17 protein-coding genes and 1 pseudogene are annotated in these 15,326 nt (G+C 66.2%); 2 read left to right on the plus strand and 16 right to left on the minus strand.

From position 1 onward, the window contains the following. Window positions 1-95 precede the first annotated feature (95 nt). A complete protein-coding gene (locus ABZO33_RS15110) occupies window positions 96-1,373 on the plus strand; it encodes an OmpP1/FadL family transporter (protein ID WP_046854555.1) in 1,278 nt (425 codons plus the stop codon). Between the two features lie 42 nt (window positions 1,374-1,415). On the opposite strand, the gene ABZO33_RS15115 is transcribed toward ABZO33_RS15110, so the two are convergent. Next, the gene (locus tag ABZO33_RS15115) at window positions 1,416-2,345 is read right to left on the minus strand and encodes a LysR family transcriptional regulator (protein WP_414536685.1); all 930 of its coding nucleotides are present in this window, start codon (window positions 2,343-2,345) and stop codon (window positions 1,416-1,418) included. 116 nt (window positions 2,346-2,461) lie between these two features. Here ABZO33_RS15115 and ABZO33_RS15120 point away from each other — a divergent pair, with 116 nt between their 5' ends. Continuing rightward, window positions 2,462-2,722 carry a DUF2798 domain-containing protein gene (locus tag ABZO33_RS15120; protein ID WP_414536686.1) on the plus strand — a complete coding sequence of 87 codons (261 nt, stop codon included), beginning with the start codon at window positions 2,462-2,464 and terminating at the stop codon, window positions 2,720-2,722. 55 nt (window positions 2,723-2,777) lie between these two features. On the opposite strand, the gene ABZO33_RS15125 is transcribed toward ABZO33_RS15120, so the two are convergent. The 15 genes and pseudogenes from ABZO33_RS15125 to cobO all read right to left on the minus strand — a co-directional run bounded on the left by ABZO33_RS15125 (window position 2,778) and on the right by cobO (window position 15,259). Continuing rightward, window positions 2,778-3,329 carry a glutathione peroxidase gene (locus tag ABZO33_RS15125; RefSeq protein ID WP_023632422.1) on the minus strand — a complete coding sequence of 184 codons (552 nt, stop codon included), beginning with the start codon at window positions 3,327-3,329 and terminating at the stop codon, window positions 2,778-2,780. A gap of 46 nt (window positions 3,330-3,375) precedes the next feature. Further along, on the minus strand, window positions 3,376-3,498 hold the full coding sequence (locus ABZO33_RS15130) for a hypothetical protein (RefSeq protein ID WP_269451408.1): 123 nt from the start codon (window positions 3,496-3,498) through the stop codon (window positions 3,376-3,378). Next, complete coding sequence (locus tag ABZO33_RS15135; RefSeq protein WP_414536687.1) at window positions 3,495-4,697, minus strand: MFS transporter; 1,203 nt, start codon at window positions 4,695-4,697, stop codon at window positions 3,495-3,497. Before ABZO33_RS15135 ends, ABZO33_RS15130 begins: the two co-directional genes overlap by 4 nt. 64 nt (window positions 4,698-4,761) lie before the next feature. Next, window positions 4,762-5,166 (minus strand): MarR family winged helix-turn-helix transcriptional regulator, encoded by a 405-nt coding sequence (locus tag ABZO33_RS15140; protein WP_198754007.1) that lies wholly within the window; start codon window positions 5,164-5,166, stop codon window positions 4,762-4,764. Window positions 5,167-5,208: 42 nt separating this feature from the next. Continuing rightward, a pseudogene (locus tag ABZO33_RS15145) lies at window positions 5,209-6,399 on the minus strand (glycoside hydrolase family 5 protein). A gap of 94 nt (window positions 6,400-6,493) precedes the next feature. Next, window positions 6,494-7,225 (minus strand): adenosylcobinamide-GDP ribazoletransferase, encoded by a 732-nt coding sequence (locus tag ABZO33_RS15150; protein WP_414536688.1) that lies wholly within the window; start codon window positions 7,223-7,225, stop codon window positions 6,494-6,496. 1 nt (window position 7,226) lies between these two features. Then, window positions 7,227-7,796 (minus strand): alpha-ribazole phosphatase family protein, encoded by a 570-nt coding sequence (cobC, locus tag ABZO33_RS15155; RefSeq protein ID WP_414536689.1) that lies wholly within the window; start codon window positions 7,794-7,796, stop codon window positions 7,227-7,229. Then, a complete protein-coding gene (gene cobT / locus ABZO33_RS15160; RefSeq protein ID WP_414536690.1) occupies window positions 7,793-8,848 on the minus strand; it encodes a nicotinate-nucleotide--dimethylbenzimidazole phosphoribosyltransferase in 1,056 nt (351 codons plus the stop codon). Before cobT ends, cobC begins: the two co-directional genes overlap by 4 nt. After that, entirely contained in the window at window positions 8,845-9,366 is a 522-nt protein-coding gene (gene cobU, locus ABZO33_RS15165; protein WP_414536691.1) for a bifunctional adenosylcobinamide kinase/adenosylcobinamide-phosphate guanylyltransferase, read from the minus strand. The genes cobT and cobU overlap by 4 nt, the downstream gene beginning before the upstream one ends. 1 nt (window position 9,367) lies before the next feature. Then, window positions 9,368-10,822 carry a cobyric acid synthase gene (locus ABZO33_RS15170; protein ID WP_414536692.1) on the minus strand — a complete coding sequence of 485 codons (1,455 nt, stop codon included), beginning with the start codon at window positions 10,820-10,822 and terminating at the stop codon, window positions 9,368-9,370. Next, window positions 10,819-11,811 (minus strand): threonine-phosphate decarboxylase CobD, encoded by a 993-nt coding sequence (gene cobD / locus ABZO33_RS15175; protein ID WP_414536693.1) that lies wholly within the window; start codon window positions 11,809-11,811, stop codon window positions 10,819-10,821. The genes ABZO33_RS15170 and cobD overlap by 4 nt, the downstream gene beginning before the upstream one ends. Further along, window positions 11,804-12,712 (minus strand): adenosylcobinamide-phosphate synthase CbiB, encoded by a 909-nt coding sequence (gene cbiB / locus ABZO33_RS15180; RefSeq protein WP_414536694.1) that lies wholly within the window; start codon window positions 12,710-12,712, stop codon window positions 11,804-11,806. The genes cobD and cbiB overlap by 8 nt, the downstream gene beginning before the upstream one ends. Continuing rightward, the gene (gene bluB / locus ABZO33_RS15185; protein WP_414536695.1) at window positions 12,709-13,359 is read right to left on the minus strand and encodes a 5,6-dimethylbenzimidazole synthase; all 651 of its coding nucleotides are present in this window, start codon (window positions 13,357-13,359) and stop codon (window positions 12,709-12,711) included. Before bluB ends, cbiB begins: the two co-directional genes overlap by 4 nt. Beyond that, complete coding sequence (locus ABZO33_RS15190; protein ID WP_414536696.1) at window positions 13,356-14,651, minus strand: cobyrinate a,c-diamide synthase; 1,296 nt, start codon at window positions 14,649-14,651, stop codon at window positions 13,356-13,358. The genes bluB and ABZO33_RS15190 overlap by 4 nt, the downstream gene beginning before the upstream one ends. Beyond that, complete coding sequence (cobO, locus tag ABZO33_RS15195; protein ID WP_046854540.1) at window positions 14,648-15,259, minus strand: cob(I)yrinic acid a,c-diamide adenosyltransferase; 612 nt, start codon at window positions 15,257-15,259, stop codon at window positions 14,648-14,650. Before cobO ends, ABZO33_RS15190 begins: the two co-directional genes overlap by 4 nt. Between the last annotated feature and the right edge of the window lie 67 nt (window positions 15,260-15,326).

Raw genomic sequence — 15,326 nt, forward strand, 5'->3', positions numbered from 1 at the left:
TACAAAACCGCTCTATCTCCTGCGTTCTAGCCTATAGCGCAGCGCGGCATTTGTTGGTAGCGTTTCGCCCCGGAGATCCCAAGGAGTTTCTAATAATGAAAAAAGTTATGCTCAAAACCTCTCTCGGCGTTGCCGTTGCCCTCGCTTCCAGCCAATTGCTCGCCAGCGGCTTTGCCCTGAACGAACAGAGCATCAGCGGCATGGGGACAGGTTTTGCGGGTCGTTCTTCTTCTGCCGAAGATGCCAGCACCGTGTATGGCAACCCGGCGGGCATGTCCCGCCTGAAGCGCGATCAGATGACCGTCGGTGGTGCCGCGGTCATCGCCAAGTCCGATATTTCCGGACGCGGCAGCAACAAAGGGGGGGAAATGGACGGCGACATGGTGCCTCTGGTCGGCGTGCCGATGGGTTACTACGTCAAGTCCATCGATGACCACTGGAGCGTCGGTTTCGGCGTCTACGTGCCGTTCGGCCTGGTCACCGACTACGGCAGCGACGATGCCGCGCGCTACTGGGGCAAGAAAAGCCACGTTCAGGTCGTGACCTTCCAGCCAACCGTAAGCTATGCGTTCAACGACAAGGTCTCGATCGGTTTCGGCCCGACCATCAACCGCATCGAGGGTGAACTGGGATCGAACCTGGCCAGTATCTCGCCGCTGCGTCCAGCCGATGGCGAAGTGAAGATCAAGGGCGACGACACCGCGGTTGGCTACAACATCGGTATCCTGGTCCAGGCCACCGACCGCACCCGCGTCGGCCTGACCTACCACTCGATGGTCGACTACAAGCTCGAAGGCAAGACCAAGGTCAGCTACCCGCTGCTTGGCCTGGACGGCAACAAGTTCGATGCCACCCTGAAGATCAAGACCCCCGAGTCGGTGGACTTCTCGGTCACCCACGAGCTGGATGACCAGTGGACCCTGTACGCAGGCAGCACCTGGACCCGCTGGAGCCGCCTGGAGAACATCACGGTCAACAACGAAGTGCCGGCAGGCCCTGCCGGGCAGTTCGCGACTATCAACGAAGAGCAGAACTGGCACGACACCTGGGCTCACGCCATTGGTGCCTCGTACAAGGTCAACAAGGAATGGGTCCTGCGTACTGGCTTCTCGGTTGACCAGTCGCCGACCAACAACACCAACCGTTCGCCGCGCATCCCCACTGGCGATCGTAAGATCTTCAGCATCGGTGCCGGTTGGAGCCCGTCCGACGACATGACCATCGACGTCGCCTACTCCTACCTGTGGGAAGAGGACACCAAGGTCAACAACCAGCCGCACAGCCCGACCGAAGCCGGCCTCAAAGGCAGCTACCAGGCCAAGTACGAAAACAGTGCCCATGGCATTGGTGCTTCGCTGACCTACCGCTTCTGAGTGATACCCGCTGCATGAAGAACCGCCCTCGTGGCGGTTTTTTCATGCCTGCACCGGCCATTGTTCACCCAGGCACTGTTGCAGGTATTCCATGAACACACGCACCTTGGTCGTCAGCGCATAGCGGTCGGCCAGGCATAGAAAGACATCCATCGGTTCAGTCCGCGCATAGGCCTGGCCACCGCCATTGTTTTCAAACAACGGCACCAGTCGGCCGGCATCCAGGTGCGGACGCACGACGAACTCCGCCAGGCGAGTAATGCCGCCGTCATTCAGGGCCATCTGGGTCAGCGCATCGATGTCGTCACTGATCAAAACCCTGCCGAACCGGGCTTCAAAACGCAGTCCGTCGCGCATGAAGCCCCAGGGCAGCAAGCGCCCATCCACTGGGTAGCGGAACACCAGACAACTGTGGTCTTGCAGGTTTTCCGGGGTGGTGGGCCGCCCAGCGCTGGCCAGGTAGCCAGGCGACGCGCAGCAAATAAATGGAATACGGGCGATATGCCGGGCCAGCAGGTGGTCTTCCAACTGCGGGGTGATGCGCAGGCTGACATCCACATCTTCGAGGGCGTGATTGACCTTACGGTCAGCCATCACCAACTCTATCGAAAGCAGCGGGTAGCGGGCGCTGAATGCCGGGATCAACGGCGCCAGCACATGCCGGCCGAAGGCCGAGGTCGAGGCGATGCACAGCCGCCCCTGAGGTTCGCTGTCCGGCGTTGCAACCGCCTGCTCGGCCTGGGCGAGGTCACGCTCGATCTGCCGTACACGCTCGTAGTACAAGCTGCCAGGCGGTGTCAGGGCCATGTTGCGAGTAGTCCGGGTCAACAGCCGTACCTGAAGGTGTGTCTCGAGCCGCGCCAGGTTCTGGCTCACGGCCGCTGGAGTGAGCCCCAGACTGCGCGCTCCACCGGCGATGCTGCCAGCCTCGACGACCTTGATGAAACTGCGGATGGCGTTGAGTAGGTCCATGGGATACCTGGCTGATTCGTAAGTTTCTCTTTATAAAGAACTCACCAATCAAGGTCTACAGCACTTCGCACACTCGTTGCTAACCTGCGCCTCCACCCCATCGTTGAGGAAGTAACATGACTGGATTCGTCACCCAGCGCCGCCGACGCAAGCTGCACCGAGCCACAACGCCCTATGTTTTTGCTTTTTACATGTCGGCCATCATGGCGCTGCTGATGTGCTTTGTGATTACCGCAGCCAACGGCGGAATCGATGCCGACTACCTGCACGATGTGCTAAAGGCTTATCAACTGGCAATGCCAGTGGCGTTTTTCTGTGTGCTGATGGTTCGGCCAGTAGTCCTCCGGCTGGTGTCACTGACTGTACACCCTGAATAGCGCTAATCTCCCTTCGCCCCGCATGTCGACTCCCCGCGCCTATCCCTGAGCGCCCTCAAGGCTGCGAAGCAATCGCCTTGTCGATCGCCGCCCTGAACGCCGGATCATCCGGCTTGGTCAGGCTGGAGAAATTGCCGATCACCTTGCCCTTGCGATCCACCACATACTTGTAGAAATTCCACTTCGGCGCACTGCTCTGCCGGGCCAGTTCGACAAACATCGGGATAGCATCCTTGCCACGAACAGCCTGGGTCTTGGTCATGGTGAAGGTCACGCCATAGTTGGCGTAACAGACCTTGGCGGTCTTCTCGCTATCGGCGTCTTCCTGCTTGAAGTCATTGGACGGCACGCCGAGCATTTCCAGGCCTTGCTCGCGGTAATCCTTGTAGGTCGCCTCCAGGCCTTCAAACTGCGGGGCGAAGCCGCAGTAGCTGGCGGTGTTGATAACCACCAGCGGCTTGCCGGCGAAGCGCTGGCACAGGTCGATCTGTTCCTTGCCGCGCAGCTCGGGCAGGCTGCCCTGGAGCAGCGCCGGGCAGTCCGCCGCCCAGCTCGAAGTGGCAGCGGCCAGGGCCAGCAGGGGTAGGGTCAGCCAGCGCGCATGCATGATATCGGTCTCCTGCACATGATTCCTTGAATGTGCAGGGTAGCGCTTAACACAGGCTCATGCCCAACTGCATCAGTGCCAGGCCGCCCTTGTGCCAGCCCCACCACACCAACGCCAACAGCAGCACTGCGGCGACCAGCAGCAGGCCGCGCCCCAGCAGGCGGTTCATGCCGCCTGGGCCTGCAGGCGGTCGACCGGGCGTTCGCGTACCGGCCAGTTGAGCGCCGCGGCCAGCAGGCTGAGCAGGATCGAGATCTGCCACACCAGGTCATAGCTGCCGGTCTGGTCATACACCACGCCGCCCAGCCAGCCGCCGAGGAAGGCGCCCAGTTGGTGGAACAGGAACACGATGCCGCCGAGCATCGACAGGTTGCGCACGCCGAACAGCGTGGCCACGGTGCCATTGGTCAGCGGTACCGTGGACAGCCACAGCAGGCCCATGGCGATCCCGAACAGGTAGGCGCTGAACTGGGTCACCGGCGCCCAGAGGAAGAGCACGATGACCACGGCACGGAGCAGGTACAGGCCAGTCAGCAGGCGCGGCTTGGACATGCGCCCACCCAACCAGCCCGCGGTGTAGGTGCCGACGATGTTGAACAGGCCAACCAGCGCCAGCACGGTGGTGCCGGTAGTCGCCGGCAGGTGCTGGTCGACCAGGTAGGCCGGCAGGTGTACGCCGATGAACACCACCTGGAAACCACAGACGAAAAAGCCCAGCGCCAGCAACCAGAAACCGGAATGTGCGCACGCTTCACGCAATGCCTGGCCGAGGGTCTGCTCGGCGCCATGGCTGGGCAGCGGGCGGTCGCGCAGCATGCCCACGAACGGCACGATCAAGGCTACCAGCAAGCCCAGCACCAGCAAGGCTGTCGACCAACCCAGCCACTGGATCAGGCCCAGGGTGCCGGGAAGCATGGCGAACTGACCGAAAGAGCCGGCTGCGCTGGCGATGCCCATGGCCATGCTGCGCTTCTCCGCCGGCACGGCGCGGCCGACCACGCCGAGGATCACCGAGAACGAAGTGCCGGACAGGCCGATGCCGATCAGCAGGCCGGCGCTGAGCGACAGCGACCAGGCCGAATCGGCAAAGGCCATCATCGCCAGCCCGACTGCGTAGAGAATGCCGCCGATGATCACCACCTTGGCCGCACCCAGGCGATCAGCCAGGGCCCCCGTGAACGGCTGGGCCAGGCCCCAGATCAGGTTCTGCAGGGCAATGGCGAAGGCGAATACTTCGCGGCCCCAGCCGAAATCGGCGCTCATCGGCGCCAGGAACAGGCCGAAACCATGCCGCACCCCCAGCGACAGCGCGAGGATCAGCGCCGCCCCCAGAAGTACCCAACCGCTGATCCGCCAAAGGGAAGTCATTGTCGTTGTCTCCAGCCCATCGCAAGGTTGATGCGGGTATATACCCGCTTTTAATCGTCGTGTATCAGGCAAGTTGCTCCAGCAAGCGCACCAACTCGTCACGCTGCCCCTCACCCAGCCGCTTCACCAGTTGCTCCTGGGCCTGCTGCCAGGCCGGGTAGGCAGCATCCAGGCATGCCCTGCCCGCCTCACTCAACAGCACCACACGGTTGCGCTGGTCTTCTCCGTCGGCCAGCCGCACCAAGCCCTCGGCCTCTAGCACCTTGAGGTTGCGGCCCAAGGTGCTGCGCTCCAGGCCCATGGCCTCGGCCAGGCAAGTGATGCTGGGGCGGTCGAGGCGCTGGACATGACGCAGCAGGGAAAACTGGGCGACATTGATGCCGAAGCCGACAAGGGCCTCGTCGTAATGCCGGCTCACCCCACGGGCGGCACGACGTAGATGGGTACAGATGCATTCACTGGTCAGCATGGATACGTGTATATACCCGCATCAACGACGTTGCAAGACATTTCAAGGGGCGACTCCGGGCTGCAGACGCCGACGGATTGGCTCGAACTCCGCCGCGGCCTTGCGCGCCAGTGGGTCAGGCGCTCCCTTGTCGATCGCCTGCCAGTACCGCCAGGGCACCTTGGCCGAACCCAGTTCGTAGTCCATGCCATCCCAGCTGTCTTCGCGGAAGCTGTAGAACGCCCAATGCAACTGCTGGCGATCAAGCGCCGTGAGCACGTCCTCCAGGTATTGCCGGCAACCGGGCAGGCGGCGCATGCAACCAAACTCGCCAACCACCAGGCGCGAACGCGGCAGCTTGATGGCAGCGGCCCAATCCACCGGCTTTTCCAGGTAGCGCGCGACCTGGCCGGCGTCCCACTGCTGCGTCTTCCCGGCGAATGGTACCGGCCCCGGGTAGGCGTATGGTTGGCGGCGCGCCAGGTTCGGTGCACTGGTGGCGGCATAGGGCTCGTACATATGCACGCTGTACAGCACGCGCTCGTCCTCCAGTGCCGCGGGCCAGTAGCCGAAGGCGTCGGCAGCGGCGTACCAGCCGGCATCGACCATCACCGGCGTCTTGCCATCGACCTCGCGGATTGCCGCCAACAGTTGCCGGTAGAGCGCAGGCAGGTCACGCGGCCCGCCCTGCTCGCGGGCGTACCACTGCTTCATCAGCGCGAGGTCAGCATGCTCGGCCAGGCCACCCTGCTTCTCAGGCGCAGGCTCATTGACGAGGTTGTAGGCGGAGACGGCCGGGTGATCCTTGAGCGCCAGGGCAACGTCACGCCAGAAACGCGCGGCCTGGGCCCAGAAACGCTTGTCCTACCACAGGCGGTCATCGAAACGATTGTCATTGTTCTGCGCCCAGCGCATGCCGGGAAGCGACAGTGGCGTGATGACTACCTTGAGCCCCGCGGCGTGGGCGCGGTCGAGCACTTCGACCAGTTGCCGCAGGTCGCTGGCGGCCAGGCCCTGGTAATCGTCGGCATTGCCCAACAGGAAATCGCGCTTGGCCGGCTGCCATTTGTCGTACGACAGGCGTACCCAGCTGGCACCGTAGCCTTTCAGGGCGTCGAAGTAGGCCTGGTCCGGGGGCAGACGATTGAAGCTGTTGCCGCCATGGCGAGGTGTATCCCAGAAGTCGATCAGATCGGAGGCGCTGGCGGGCATGCCGGCAAGCACAAGCAGGCCGGTGAGGATCCAGTGGTGCATGCGAGGCATTCCTGGTGGTTGGCGAGCGAACGAGGATAGAACAAGTGTCTGGTAAGGTTTTCCGCTTTTTCCCGCAGGATTTTTCAGGCGTTGCCTACTGCAATGCCAAGCCAAGCACCGCCACCAGCTCCAGCAACTCGAGCAGCGCCCCGGCGGTATCCCCGGTGGTCCCTCCCAAACGCTGGCACATCAACCGGCGCAACCAGGTGAACACCACCGCCGTCAGCAGCAATACCCACAGCACCGGCCAGCCGCCCAGTGTCACGCAGAGTGCCGCGCTGCCCAGCAACATCCAGGCGGCGCCGCGCCGCGGCAGATGCTCGGCCAGTGCCGCGCCAAGCCCGCCGGGGCGCACATAGGGCGTACTGAGGAACAACCCCAGCATCGCGGCACGCCCAACCACCGGCGCCAGCACCAGCAGGCCGCCAGCCCCCCGCTCGACCAGTACCCACAGGGCACAGAACTTCAGCAACAGCACCATTACCAGGGTGACCACAGCGATCGGCCCGCTGCGCGGGTCCTTCATGATCTGCAAGGTGCGCTCGCGGTCGCCGAACCCACCCAGCCAGGCATCGGCGCTGTCGGCCAGGCCATCCAGGTGCAGCGCGCCACTGAGCAACACCCACAGTGCCAGCAGCAAGGCCGCGTGCAGAGGTGCCGCCACGCCATGCAGCAGCTCGCTGGCCAGCCACAGCAACAGACCGAACAGCAGCCCCACCACGGGATAGAACAGCAGCGAACGTCCCATTTCCTGTGGCGCCGGCATACCCGGCAGGCGCACTGGCAGGCTGCTGAGAAACTGCAGGGCAATCCAGAACGGCAGCATCTCAGCGCACCTCGCGCAGCTGACCGTCTTCAGCCACGGCCAGGCGTACCAGCGCGCCATGGCCGACCTCGACCTGCAACAGTTGTTCGCGTGGCAGCCCGCGCGCACGCGCCAGCAGCAAGCGCATTACTCCGCCATGGGTCACCACCAGCACCCGCTTGCCGGCATGCTCGCGGTGCAGACGCCCGACCGCGGCCAGCACCCGTTCGGCAAAGGACAGCACCGGCTCGCCCGCAGGCGGGGTAAACGCATAAGGGTCACTCCAGAACAGCCCCAGGGCATCGGCGTCGGCCTGCATGATCTGGGCGGCGCTCTGCCCTTCCCAGTCGCCGAAATGCAGTTCGCGCACACCGGCCTCGCGCTGCACCGGCAAGTTGATCCGTACCCCCAGCTCTTCGGCAAACGACGCGCAACGCTGCAACGGCGAGCTGACCAGCGCATCCCAGGGGCCGCCAGCGGCGACGGCCTGACGCATCTGCGCCCAGCCGTTTTCGGTCAGGGCATCGTCGAGGCTGCCACGCAGGCCGCCGCCGAGCTCGGTCTCACCATGGCGCAGCAGTTCGAGGATCATGCCGGGCGATCCGCCACCGCGGCCTCGGCAAAGGTCGCCATCTGCCCGTGCAGGGCGCACGCCAGGCGCATCAGCGGCACCGCCAGCGCAGCGCCGCTGCCCTCGCCCAGGCGCAGCCCCAGGGCCAGCAGCGGCTCGGCCTCCAGCGCCGCCAGCAGGGCCTTGTGGCCTGGCTCGGCGCCCTGGTGGGCAAACAGCAGCCACGGGCGGCATTGCGGGTTGAGGCGCACCGCCACCAGGGCGGCGACACTGCAGATGAAGCCGTCGACCAGCACCGCCACACCGTGCTGGGCACAGGCCAGGTAGGCACCTGTCAGCGCGGCGATTTCAAAGCCGCCGACACAGGCCAATGCCTGCAGCGGCTGGTCGGCGCGCAGGCCGTGCAGCACCAGGGCACGCTCGATCACCTCGGCCTTGTGGCGCACGCCGGCGCTGTCCAGGCCGGTGCCCGGGCCGCTCAGCTCACGCGCCGGGCAACCCAGCAAGGTGCTGGCCAGCGCGGCCGCGGCAGTGGTGTTGCCAATGCCCATTTCACCGCCGATGAACAACTGGGCGCCGTTGTCGAGCGCGCGCAAGGCACTGTCGCGGCCGGCCTGCAACGCCGCCGCCAGCTGCGCGTCGGTCATCGCCGGCTGGCGGGCGAAGTTGGCGGTACCAGCCCCCAGGCGCAGGTGGTGCACACCAGGCAGTTGCAGGTCCGCGTCGATGGTGCCCAGGTCAACCACCTGCAGTTCGGCGCCCAGCTCGCGCGCCAGCACGCTGATCGCCGCGCCACCGCCGACGAAGTTGCGCAGCATCTGCCCGGTAACCGCTTGCGGATAGGCGGAGATGCCCTCCTCCACCACGCCATGGTCGCCGGCGAAGATCGTGATGGCGACTCGCTCCAGGCTGGGACGCTCGCGCCCTTGCAGGCCGGCCAGGCGTACCGCCAGGCCTTCGAGCTGGCCGAGGGAGCCGGTCGGTTTGGTCAGCTGTTGCTGACGTGCGCGGGCCTGGTCCATGGCGGCGCTGTCGAGGGGTTGGCAGGCGTCACGCCACCACATCGGGGTCATAAGGCTGGTCCTTTGAGCATGAGAGGGAGGCCGGCGACGGTCAGCACCACGCGTTGGCAGCGCTCGGCCACGGCTTGGTGCAACGTGCCTGCGAGATCGACGTAACGGCGGGTCAGTTCGCCCATGGGCACCACGCCCAGGCCGGTTTCGTTGCTGACCAGGATGATCGTGCCCGGCAGTTGCGCCAGGCTAGCGAGCAGCGCGTCGCGCTCCTGCGCCAGGCGCTGGTCATCCTCGAGCATCAGCAGGTTGGTCAGCCACAGCGTCAGGCAGTCCACCAGCAGACAGCGCCCTTCGGCGGCTTCGGCGCGCAGCACATCAGCCAGCGCCACTGGTTCTTCCACCAACCCCCAGTGGGCCGGACGGCGCTCGCGGTGCAGCCGTACGCGTTCATTCATCTCGCCATCCAGCGGCTGGCTGGTGGCGATGTAGGTCACCGGCAGGCCGCTGGCCTCGGCCAGTTGCTCGGCCAGGCGGCTCTTGCCCGAACGGGCGCCGCCGAGGATCAGACTGTGCATTTCAGGCGACTCCACACAGTTCGCGCAGGCGCGCGGTGTCCAGGTGCTGCTCGACCAGATCGGCCAGGCGCTCGATATCGCGCTCGCGCAGGGCCTCGTAGTCGATGGCCTGCACATCGGCCAGCCCGGCCCAGCGCAGCAGCGCGGCGCACGACTGGCTACCCTCGAACAGGCCATGCAGGTAGGTGGCGAGGATCTGGCCGTCGGCGCTGATGGCGCCATCGGCACGGCCGTCGGCCAGTTGCACCGCTGGCCGCTCCAGCGCCGGGCCGCTGGTGACGCCGGCATGGATCTCATACCCCGCCACCGGGGCCTGCTCGAGATCGAGCGTGCCCGCCACGTTACGCAACTGCTTCTCGGATTCCAGCACGGTGCTGTACGCCAGCAGGCCCAGGCCATCACTGGAGCCGGCCGGCCCCTCCAGGCCCAGCGGATCATGCACCTGCTCGCCGAGCATCTGCAGGCCGCCGCAGATACCGATGAGCTTGCCGCCGTAGCGCAGGTGCCGGGCGATGGCCGTGTCCCAGCCGCGCTCGCGCAATTGCGCCAGGTCGCCACGCACGCTCTTGGAGCCGGGCAGGATGATCAGGTCGCCAGGCGGGATCGGCTGGCCCGGGCCGATGAACTGCAGGTCCACCTGCGGATGCAGGCGCAACGGGTCGAAGTCGGTGTGGTTGCTGATACGCGGCAACACCGGGACGATTACCTTCAACAGGCGCTCACTCTTTGCGCCCTGGCGCGTATCGATACCATCCTCGGCCTCCAGGTGCAGGTCGGTGACGTAGGGCAGCACGCCCAGCACCGGCTTGCCGGTGCGTTGCTCCAGCCAGTCCAGGCCAGGTTGCAGCAGAGCGATGTCGCCACGGAAACGGTTGATGACGAAGCCCTTGATCCGCGCCTGCTCGCTCGCCGACAGCAGCTCCAGGGTGCCGACCAGGTGGGCGAACACGCCGCCCCGGTTGATATCGGCCACCAGGATCACCGGGCAGTCGACGGCTTCGGCGAAGCCCATGTTGGCGATGTCGCCGGCCCGCAGGTTGATCTCCGCCGGGGAGCCAGCACCTTCGACCATCACCACCGGATAGGCTTCGCTCAGGCGCTCGTGGGAAGCCAACACCGCCTGCATGGCGATGGTCTTGTAGTCGTGATAGGCCACGGCGTTCATACTGGTGACCGCGCGGCCATGGACGATCACCTGGGCGCCGGTGTCGCTGTTGGGCTTGAGCAGCACCGGGTTCATGTCGGTGTGTGGCGCCAGCCGGCAGGCCTGGGCCTGCACCGCCTGGGCGCGACCGATCTCGCCGCCGTCGGCGGTCACGGCGCTGTTGAGCGCCATGTTCTGTGGCTTGAACGGCACCACTGCGATGCCCTGGCGCAGCAGCCAGCGGCACAGGGCGGTGACCAGCGTGCTCTTGCCGGCATCGGAGGTGGTGCCTTGCACCATGAGGGTGGTCATGCCGATTCCTTGTGGTAGTCCGCCAGGGCCTGGGCCAGGCGTTGTTCGTCCGCCGCCGTGGCCGGCAGGCCGAATCGCAGCGCGGGCGGCTGCTCGAACAGCCGCACCAGGATGCCGCGGCGGGCGAGATAGTCATGCAGATGCGCGGCACGTTCATCACGCACGTACTGGAACAGGTCGCAGCCGCCGCTGGGTGGCAGACCAGCGCCATCAAGCACCGCAACCAGGCGCTGGCTGGCCTGGGCGCAACGGGCAATTTGCACCAGGTGCGCCGCTTCGTCGGTGAAACAGGCCTGCCCCAACACCCGGGTCGGGCCGCTGACGGTCCACGGCCCGAGCGCCTCGGCCAAGCGCCGCAGCACATCGGCCTGGGCGACGACAAAGCCCAGCCGCACACCGGCCAGGCCGAAGAACTTGCCGAACGAGCGCAACACGATCAAACCCGGTTGCCCGGCCTGCGCGACCACGCTGTGTTCGGGCGTGTTGTCCATGAAGGCTTCGTCCACCAGCAACCAGCCACCACGCTCGGCCAGACGCGCATGCCAGGCCAGCAGGCGCTCGCGGGTTACCCGGCGGCCGGTGGGGTTGTTGGGGTTGACCAGCACCAGAACGTCGAGACTGTCGAGCTGGTCCTCGACCTCGGCCTCGTCCAGTTCGACCAGGGTGTGCCCCGCGCGCGCCCAGGCATGGGGATGCTCGGCATAGCACGGCGACAGGACCCCGACCCGGCCGCTGGGGCGCAAGTATGGCAAGGCCTGGATCGCCGCCTGGGAACCGGCCACCGCCAGCAGCGGCGGCGCGCCATAGTATTGCCGCGCCGCCGCCTCCAGGCCGTCCTCGGTCTCCGGCAACCGGGCCCAGGCTTCCAGGGGAATCGGCGGTATCCGGTAGGACCACGGCGCGATGCCACTGGACAGGTCGAGCCACTGCTCCCGAGCGATGGCGTACTGTTTCACAGCCCGCAGCAGGCGGCCACCGTGCTCAAGCATTGAGGTAAGCTCCCACGCAGATCAATAGCACCCACAGCCACACGCCGCGCTGCACCAGGCTCCAGCCACGGTCGATGGCGTCGGCGTCGGCCATCGGCCCTTCGCCCAGGCGCGGCCGCTCGTGCAGCTCGCCGTGATACACCGCCGGGCCGCCCAGCTCTACCCCGAGGGCTCCGGCCCCCGCCGCCATCACCGGGCCCGCGTTGGGGCTGTCCCACAGTGGCGCCTGTTTGCGCCAGCAGGCCAGGGCCAAGCGGGTTTTGCCCAGCAGCGCATAGGTCAGCGCCACCAGTCTGGCGGGAATATAGTTCAGCCCATCGTCGATGCGCGCCGCGCACCAGCCGAAGCGCTCGAAACGTTCGTTGCGATAGCCCCACATGGCATCCAGGGTATTGCTCAGGCGGTACAGCACCACCCCCGGCGCTCCGGCCACGACGAACCAGAACAGCGCAGCGAATACCGCGTCGCTGCCGTTCTCCAGCACCGACTCGGTGGCCGCCCGGGCCACAGCAGGCTCGTCCAGCTCGCGGGTTTCGCGGCTAACCAGGTAACCGACGCGCCGCCGCGCTTCCTCCAGGTCGCCCTGGCGCAGTGCCTGGGCCACCGGCAGCACATGTTCGCCCAGGCTGCGCAGACCCAGCGCGCAGTACAGCGCCAGCACGTCCACCAGCCAGCCGATAGCGGGCAACCAGGAAAGGATCAACGCCAGCAAGGTCAGCGGCACCACCGCCAGGAACCAGGCCGTGACACCGTGGCTGCGCCAGCCCCGGCCACCGGCGTTGAAGCGTTGCTCCAGGCGCGAGGCGAAGTTGCCGAAGCCCACCAGCGGATGACGCCGGCGCGGCTCGCCCAGCAGCGCATCCAGGGCCACGCCGGCCACGGTCAGCAAGGCCACGCTCATGGGCGCTCTCCCCAATGGTTTTCGTACAGCATTTCGCTTAAGGGCCGTTGCTCGGCCCAGTCCTCCAATACCAGCATCGGCGCCGGATAGAACTCGGTCACCGGCCCCAGGCACAGCACCGCCATGGGCTTGGCGCCTGCGGGCATGCCCAGCAGCTCGGCCAGAGCCTGCGGCTCGAACAGCGACACCCAGCCCATGCCCAGCCCTTCGGCCCGCGCCGCCAGCCACAGGTTCTGGATGGCGCAGGCCAGCGAAGCCAGGTCCATCTCCGGCAGGGTGCGGCGGCCGAAGACATGCGCCTCGCGCTTGTCCATCAACGCAGCCACCAGCACCTCGGCGCAGTCGTTGATGCCTTCGACCTTGAGCTTCATGAACTCATCGGAACGCTCGCCCAGGGCTTCGGCGGTGCGCACCCGCTCCTCCTCCACCAAAGCCTGGATACGTTCGCGCAAATCACGTTGGCTGATTCGAATGAAGCGCCAGGGCTGCATCAGGCCCACGCTGGGCGCCTGGTGAGCGGCGGCGAGCAGACGCCCCAGCAATTCGGGGGCCACCTCGCCGCCGGCGAAATGGCGCATGTCGCGACGTTCGCCGATGGCCCGGTAGATCGCCGCGCGCTCGACGGCGCTGTACGCGTGTTCGCTCATGGTCGCAACAGCGCCGCCGCCGCGTCGGGGTTGGAGGGGAAATAGAAGTGCACGTAGGAAGCGGTCAGCCGCCCCAGGCGATAGACCGCCTCGTTGCCGCGTCCACCGTTGGGGCTCAGGCCCCGGGCAATCGGTTCCAGCTCGGTGCTGGTCAGCGAATGGTGATAGGTGTGGCCGCGCAGGGTACCTTCGGGCAACTCGACGACCTGCAGGGCCAGGGCTGCCAGGCGTTTCTGCATGGTCGCCTCGCCCGGCAGCAGGCCTGCCAGCGGCGCACGCACACCGGCCACATCGGTCAGTGCGTCGAGCAGGTAGAGCATGCCGCCGCACTCGGCCAGCAGCGGCTTGCCGGCGCCATGATGGGCGCGGATCGCCTCCAGCATCGGCGCGTTGGCGGCCAGGGCCTGATGGTGCAGCTCCGGGTAGCCGCCTGGCAGGTACAGGCTGTCTACATCAGGCAGTTCCCGATCATGCAACGGCGAGAAGAATTCGAGCTGCGCGCCGAGGCTGCGCAGCAGATCCAGGTTGGCCCCATAGGTAAAGGCGAAGGCTTCATCGCGGGCCACGCCGATGCGCACGCCGGCCAGCGGCGTGGTCACGCTCACCGGCTCGGGCCGTGCAAAACTGACCAGTGGCGGCAATGCGGCATCGCAGCTGGCAGCCAGCGCTTCGGCCGCGGCATCCAGGCGCGCATCCAGGTCGTTCAGTTCACTGGCCTGGACCAGGCCGAGGTGACGGCTGGGCAGCTCGATGCCACGCTCGCGGGACAACCCGCCATACCAGCGCAGGCCTTCGGTGAGGCTGCCTTCGAGCAACTGTGCGTGGCGCAGGCTGCCAACCCGGTTGGCCAGCACCCCGGCGAACGGCAGGTCGGGCTGATAACGCGCCAGGCCCAGGGCCAGGGCGCCGAAGGTCTGGGCCATGGCCGTGCCATCGATCACCGCCAGCACCGGCACGCCGAAATGGCGGGCCAGATCGGCGCTCGACGGCGTGCCGTCGAACAGCCCCATCACCCCTTCGATCAGGATCAGGTCGGCCTCGCCCGCCGCCTCCCACAACAGGCGACGACTCTCTTCGGCACCGATCATCCACAGGTCAAGCTGGTAGACCGGCGCGCCGCTGGCGCGTTCGAGGATCATCGGGTCGAGAAAGTCAGGCCCGCACTTGAACACCCGCACCTTGCGCCCACGGTTGCGGTGCAGGCGGGCCAGGGCGGCGGTGACCGTGGTCTTGCCCTGGCCCGAGGCCGGGGCCGCGATCAGCACGGCGGGACACTGGCGCGAATCACTCACAATTCGACGCCCTTCTGCGCGCGGATACCGGCCTGGAAGGCGTGCTTGAGCATGCCCATCTCGGTGACGGTGTCGGCCAGTTCGATCATTTCCGGTTTTGCCGCTCGCCCGGTGACGATCACATGCTGCATCGGCGGACGAGCCTGGATGTCCGAGAGCACCTGGTCGAGGTCCAGGTAGCCGTGCTTGAGCGCGATGTTCAGCTCATCGAGCACGACGAACTGGATCGACGGATCCTGCAGCAACTGGCGTGATACCGCCCACGCGGCCTCGGCGGCGGCGATGTCGCGCTGACGGTCCTGGGTCTCCCAGGTGAAGCCCTCGCCCATCACGTGATAGCGCACCTGCTCGGGGAAACGACGGAAGAACAGCTCTTCGCCGGTGCTGTTGCGGCCCTTGATGAACTGCACCACGCCGCATTGCATGCCATGGCCCAGGGCGCGGGCGAGCATACCGAAGGCCGAACTGCTCTTGCCCTTGCCATTGCCAGTCAGTACCAGCAGCAGGCCGCATTCGTTGGGGGAATTGGCGATGCGCTCATCGATGATCGCCTTCTTGCGCAGCATGCGCGCCAGGTGACGTTCGTCGCGTTCGGTGGATTCGCTCATCAGGGGTCTCCGCAGACTGTCGCGGCGGCGACAGATAAAAGGCAGGCAGACGAGGAGCGCGCAGGAG

It is taken from the genome of Pseudomonas sp. CAM1A (genome assembly GCF_047501685.1).
In the GTDB taxonomy this organism is placed as follows: Bacteria; Pseudomonadota; Gammaproteobacteria; order Pseudomonadales; family Pseudomonadaceae; genus Aquipseudomonas.

What these genes read in the sequence shown, in the direction of transcription:
- cobC (WP_414536689.1), bottom strand. Translation starts at nt 7,796, where the DNA reads ATGATCCTCGAACTGCTGCGCCATGGTGAGACCGAGCTCGGCGGCGGC.
- ABZO33_RS15150 (WP_414536688.1), bottom strand. Translation starts at nt 7,225, where the DNA reads ATGCTGCCGTTCTGGATTGCCCTGCAGTTTCTCAGCAGCCTGCCAGTG.
- bluB (WP_414536695.1), bottom strand. Translation starts at nt 13,359, where the DNA reads ATGAGCGAACACGCGTACAGCGCCGTCGAGCGCGCGGCGATCTACCGG.
- ABZO33_RS15125 (WP_023632422.1), bottom strand. Translation starts at nt 3,329, where the DNA reads ATGCATGCGCGCTGGCTGACCCTACCCCTGCTGGCCCTGGCCGCTGCC.
- ABZO33_RS15120 (WP_414536686.1), top strand. Translation starts at nt 2,462, where the DNA reads ATGACTGGATTCGTCACCCAGCGCCGCCGACGCAAGCTGCACCGAGCC.
- ABZO33_RS15170 (WP_414536692.1), bottom strand. Translation starts at nt 10,822, where the DNA reads ATGACCACCCTCATGGTGCAAGGCACCACCTCCGATGCCGGCAAGAGC.
- ABZO33_RS15130 (WP_269451408.1), bottom strand. Translation starts at nt 3,498, where the DNA reads ATGAACCGCCTGCTGGGGCGCGGCCTGCTGCTGGTCGCCGCAGTGCTG.
- cobO (WP_046854540.1), bottom strand. Translation starts at nt 15,259, where the DNA reads ATGAGCGAATCCACCGAACGCGACGAACGTCACCTGGCGCGCATGCTG.
- cobT (WP_414536690.1), bottom strand. Translation starts at nt 8,848, where the DNA reads ATGACCCCGATGTGGTGGCGTGACGCCTGCCAACCCCTCGACAGCGCC.
- ABZO33_RS15140 (WP_198754007.1), bottom strand. Translation starts at nt 5,166, where the DNA reads ATGCTGACCAGTGAATGCATCTGTACCCATCTACGTCGTGCCGCCCGT.
- cobD (WP_414536693.1), bottom strand. Translation starts at nt 11,811, where the DNA reads ATGCTTGAGCACGGTGGCCGCCTGCTGCGGGCTGTGAAACAGTACGCC.
- ABZO33_RS15110 (WP_046854555.1), top strand. Translation starts at nt 96, where the DNA reads ATGAAAAAAGTTATGCTCAAAACCTCTCTCGGCGTTGCCGTTGCCCTC.
- ABZO33_RS15135 (WP_414536687.1), bottom strand. Translation starts at nt 4,697, where the DNA reads ATGACTTCCCTTTGGCGGATCAGCGGTTGGGTACTTCTGGGGGCGGCG.
- ABZO33_RS15115 (WP_414536685.1), bottom strand. Translation starts at nt 2,345, where the DNA reads ATGGACCTACTCAACGCCATCCGCAGTTTCATCAAGGTCGTCGAGGCT.
- cbiB (WP_414536694.1), bottom strand. Translation starts at nt 12,712, where the DNA reads ATGAGCGTGGCCTTGCTGACCGTGGCCGGCGTGGCCCTGGATGCGCTG.
- cobU (WP_414536691.1), bottom strand. Translation starts at nt 9,366, where the DNA reads ATGCACAGTCTGATCCTCGGCGGCGCCCGTTCGGGCAAGAGCCGCCTG.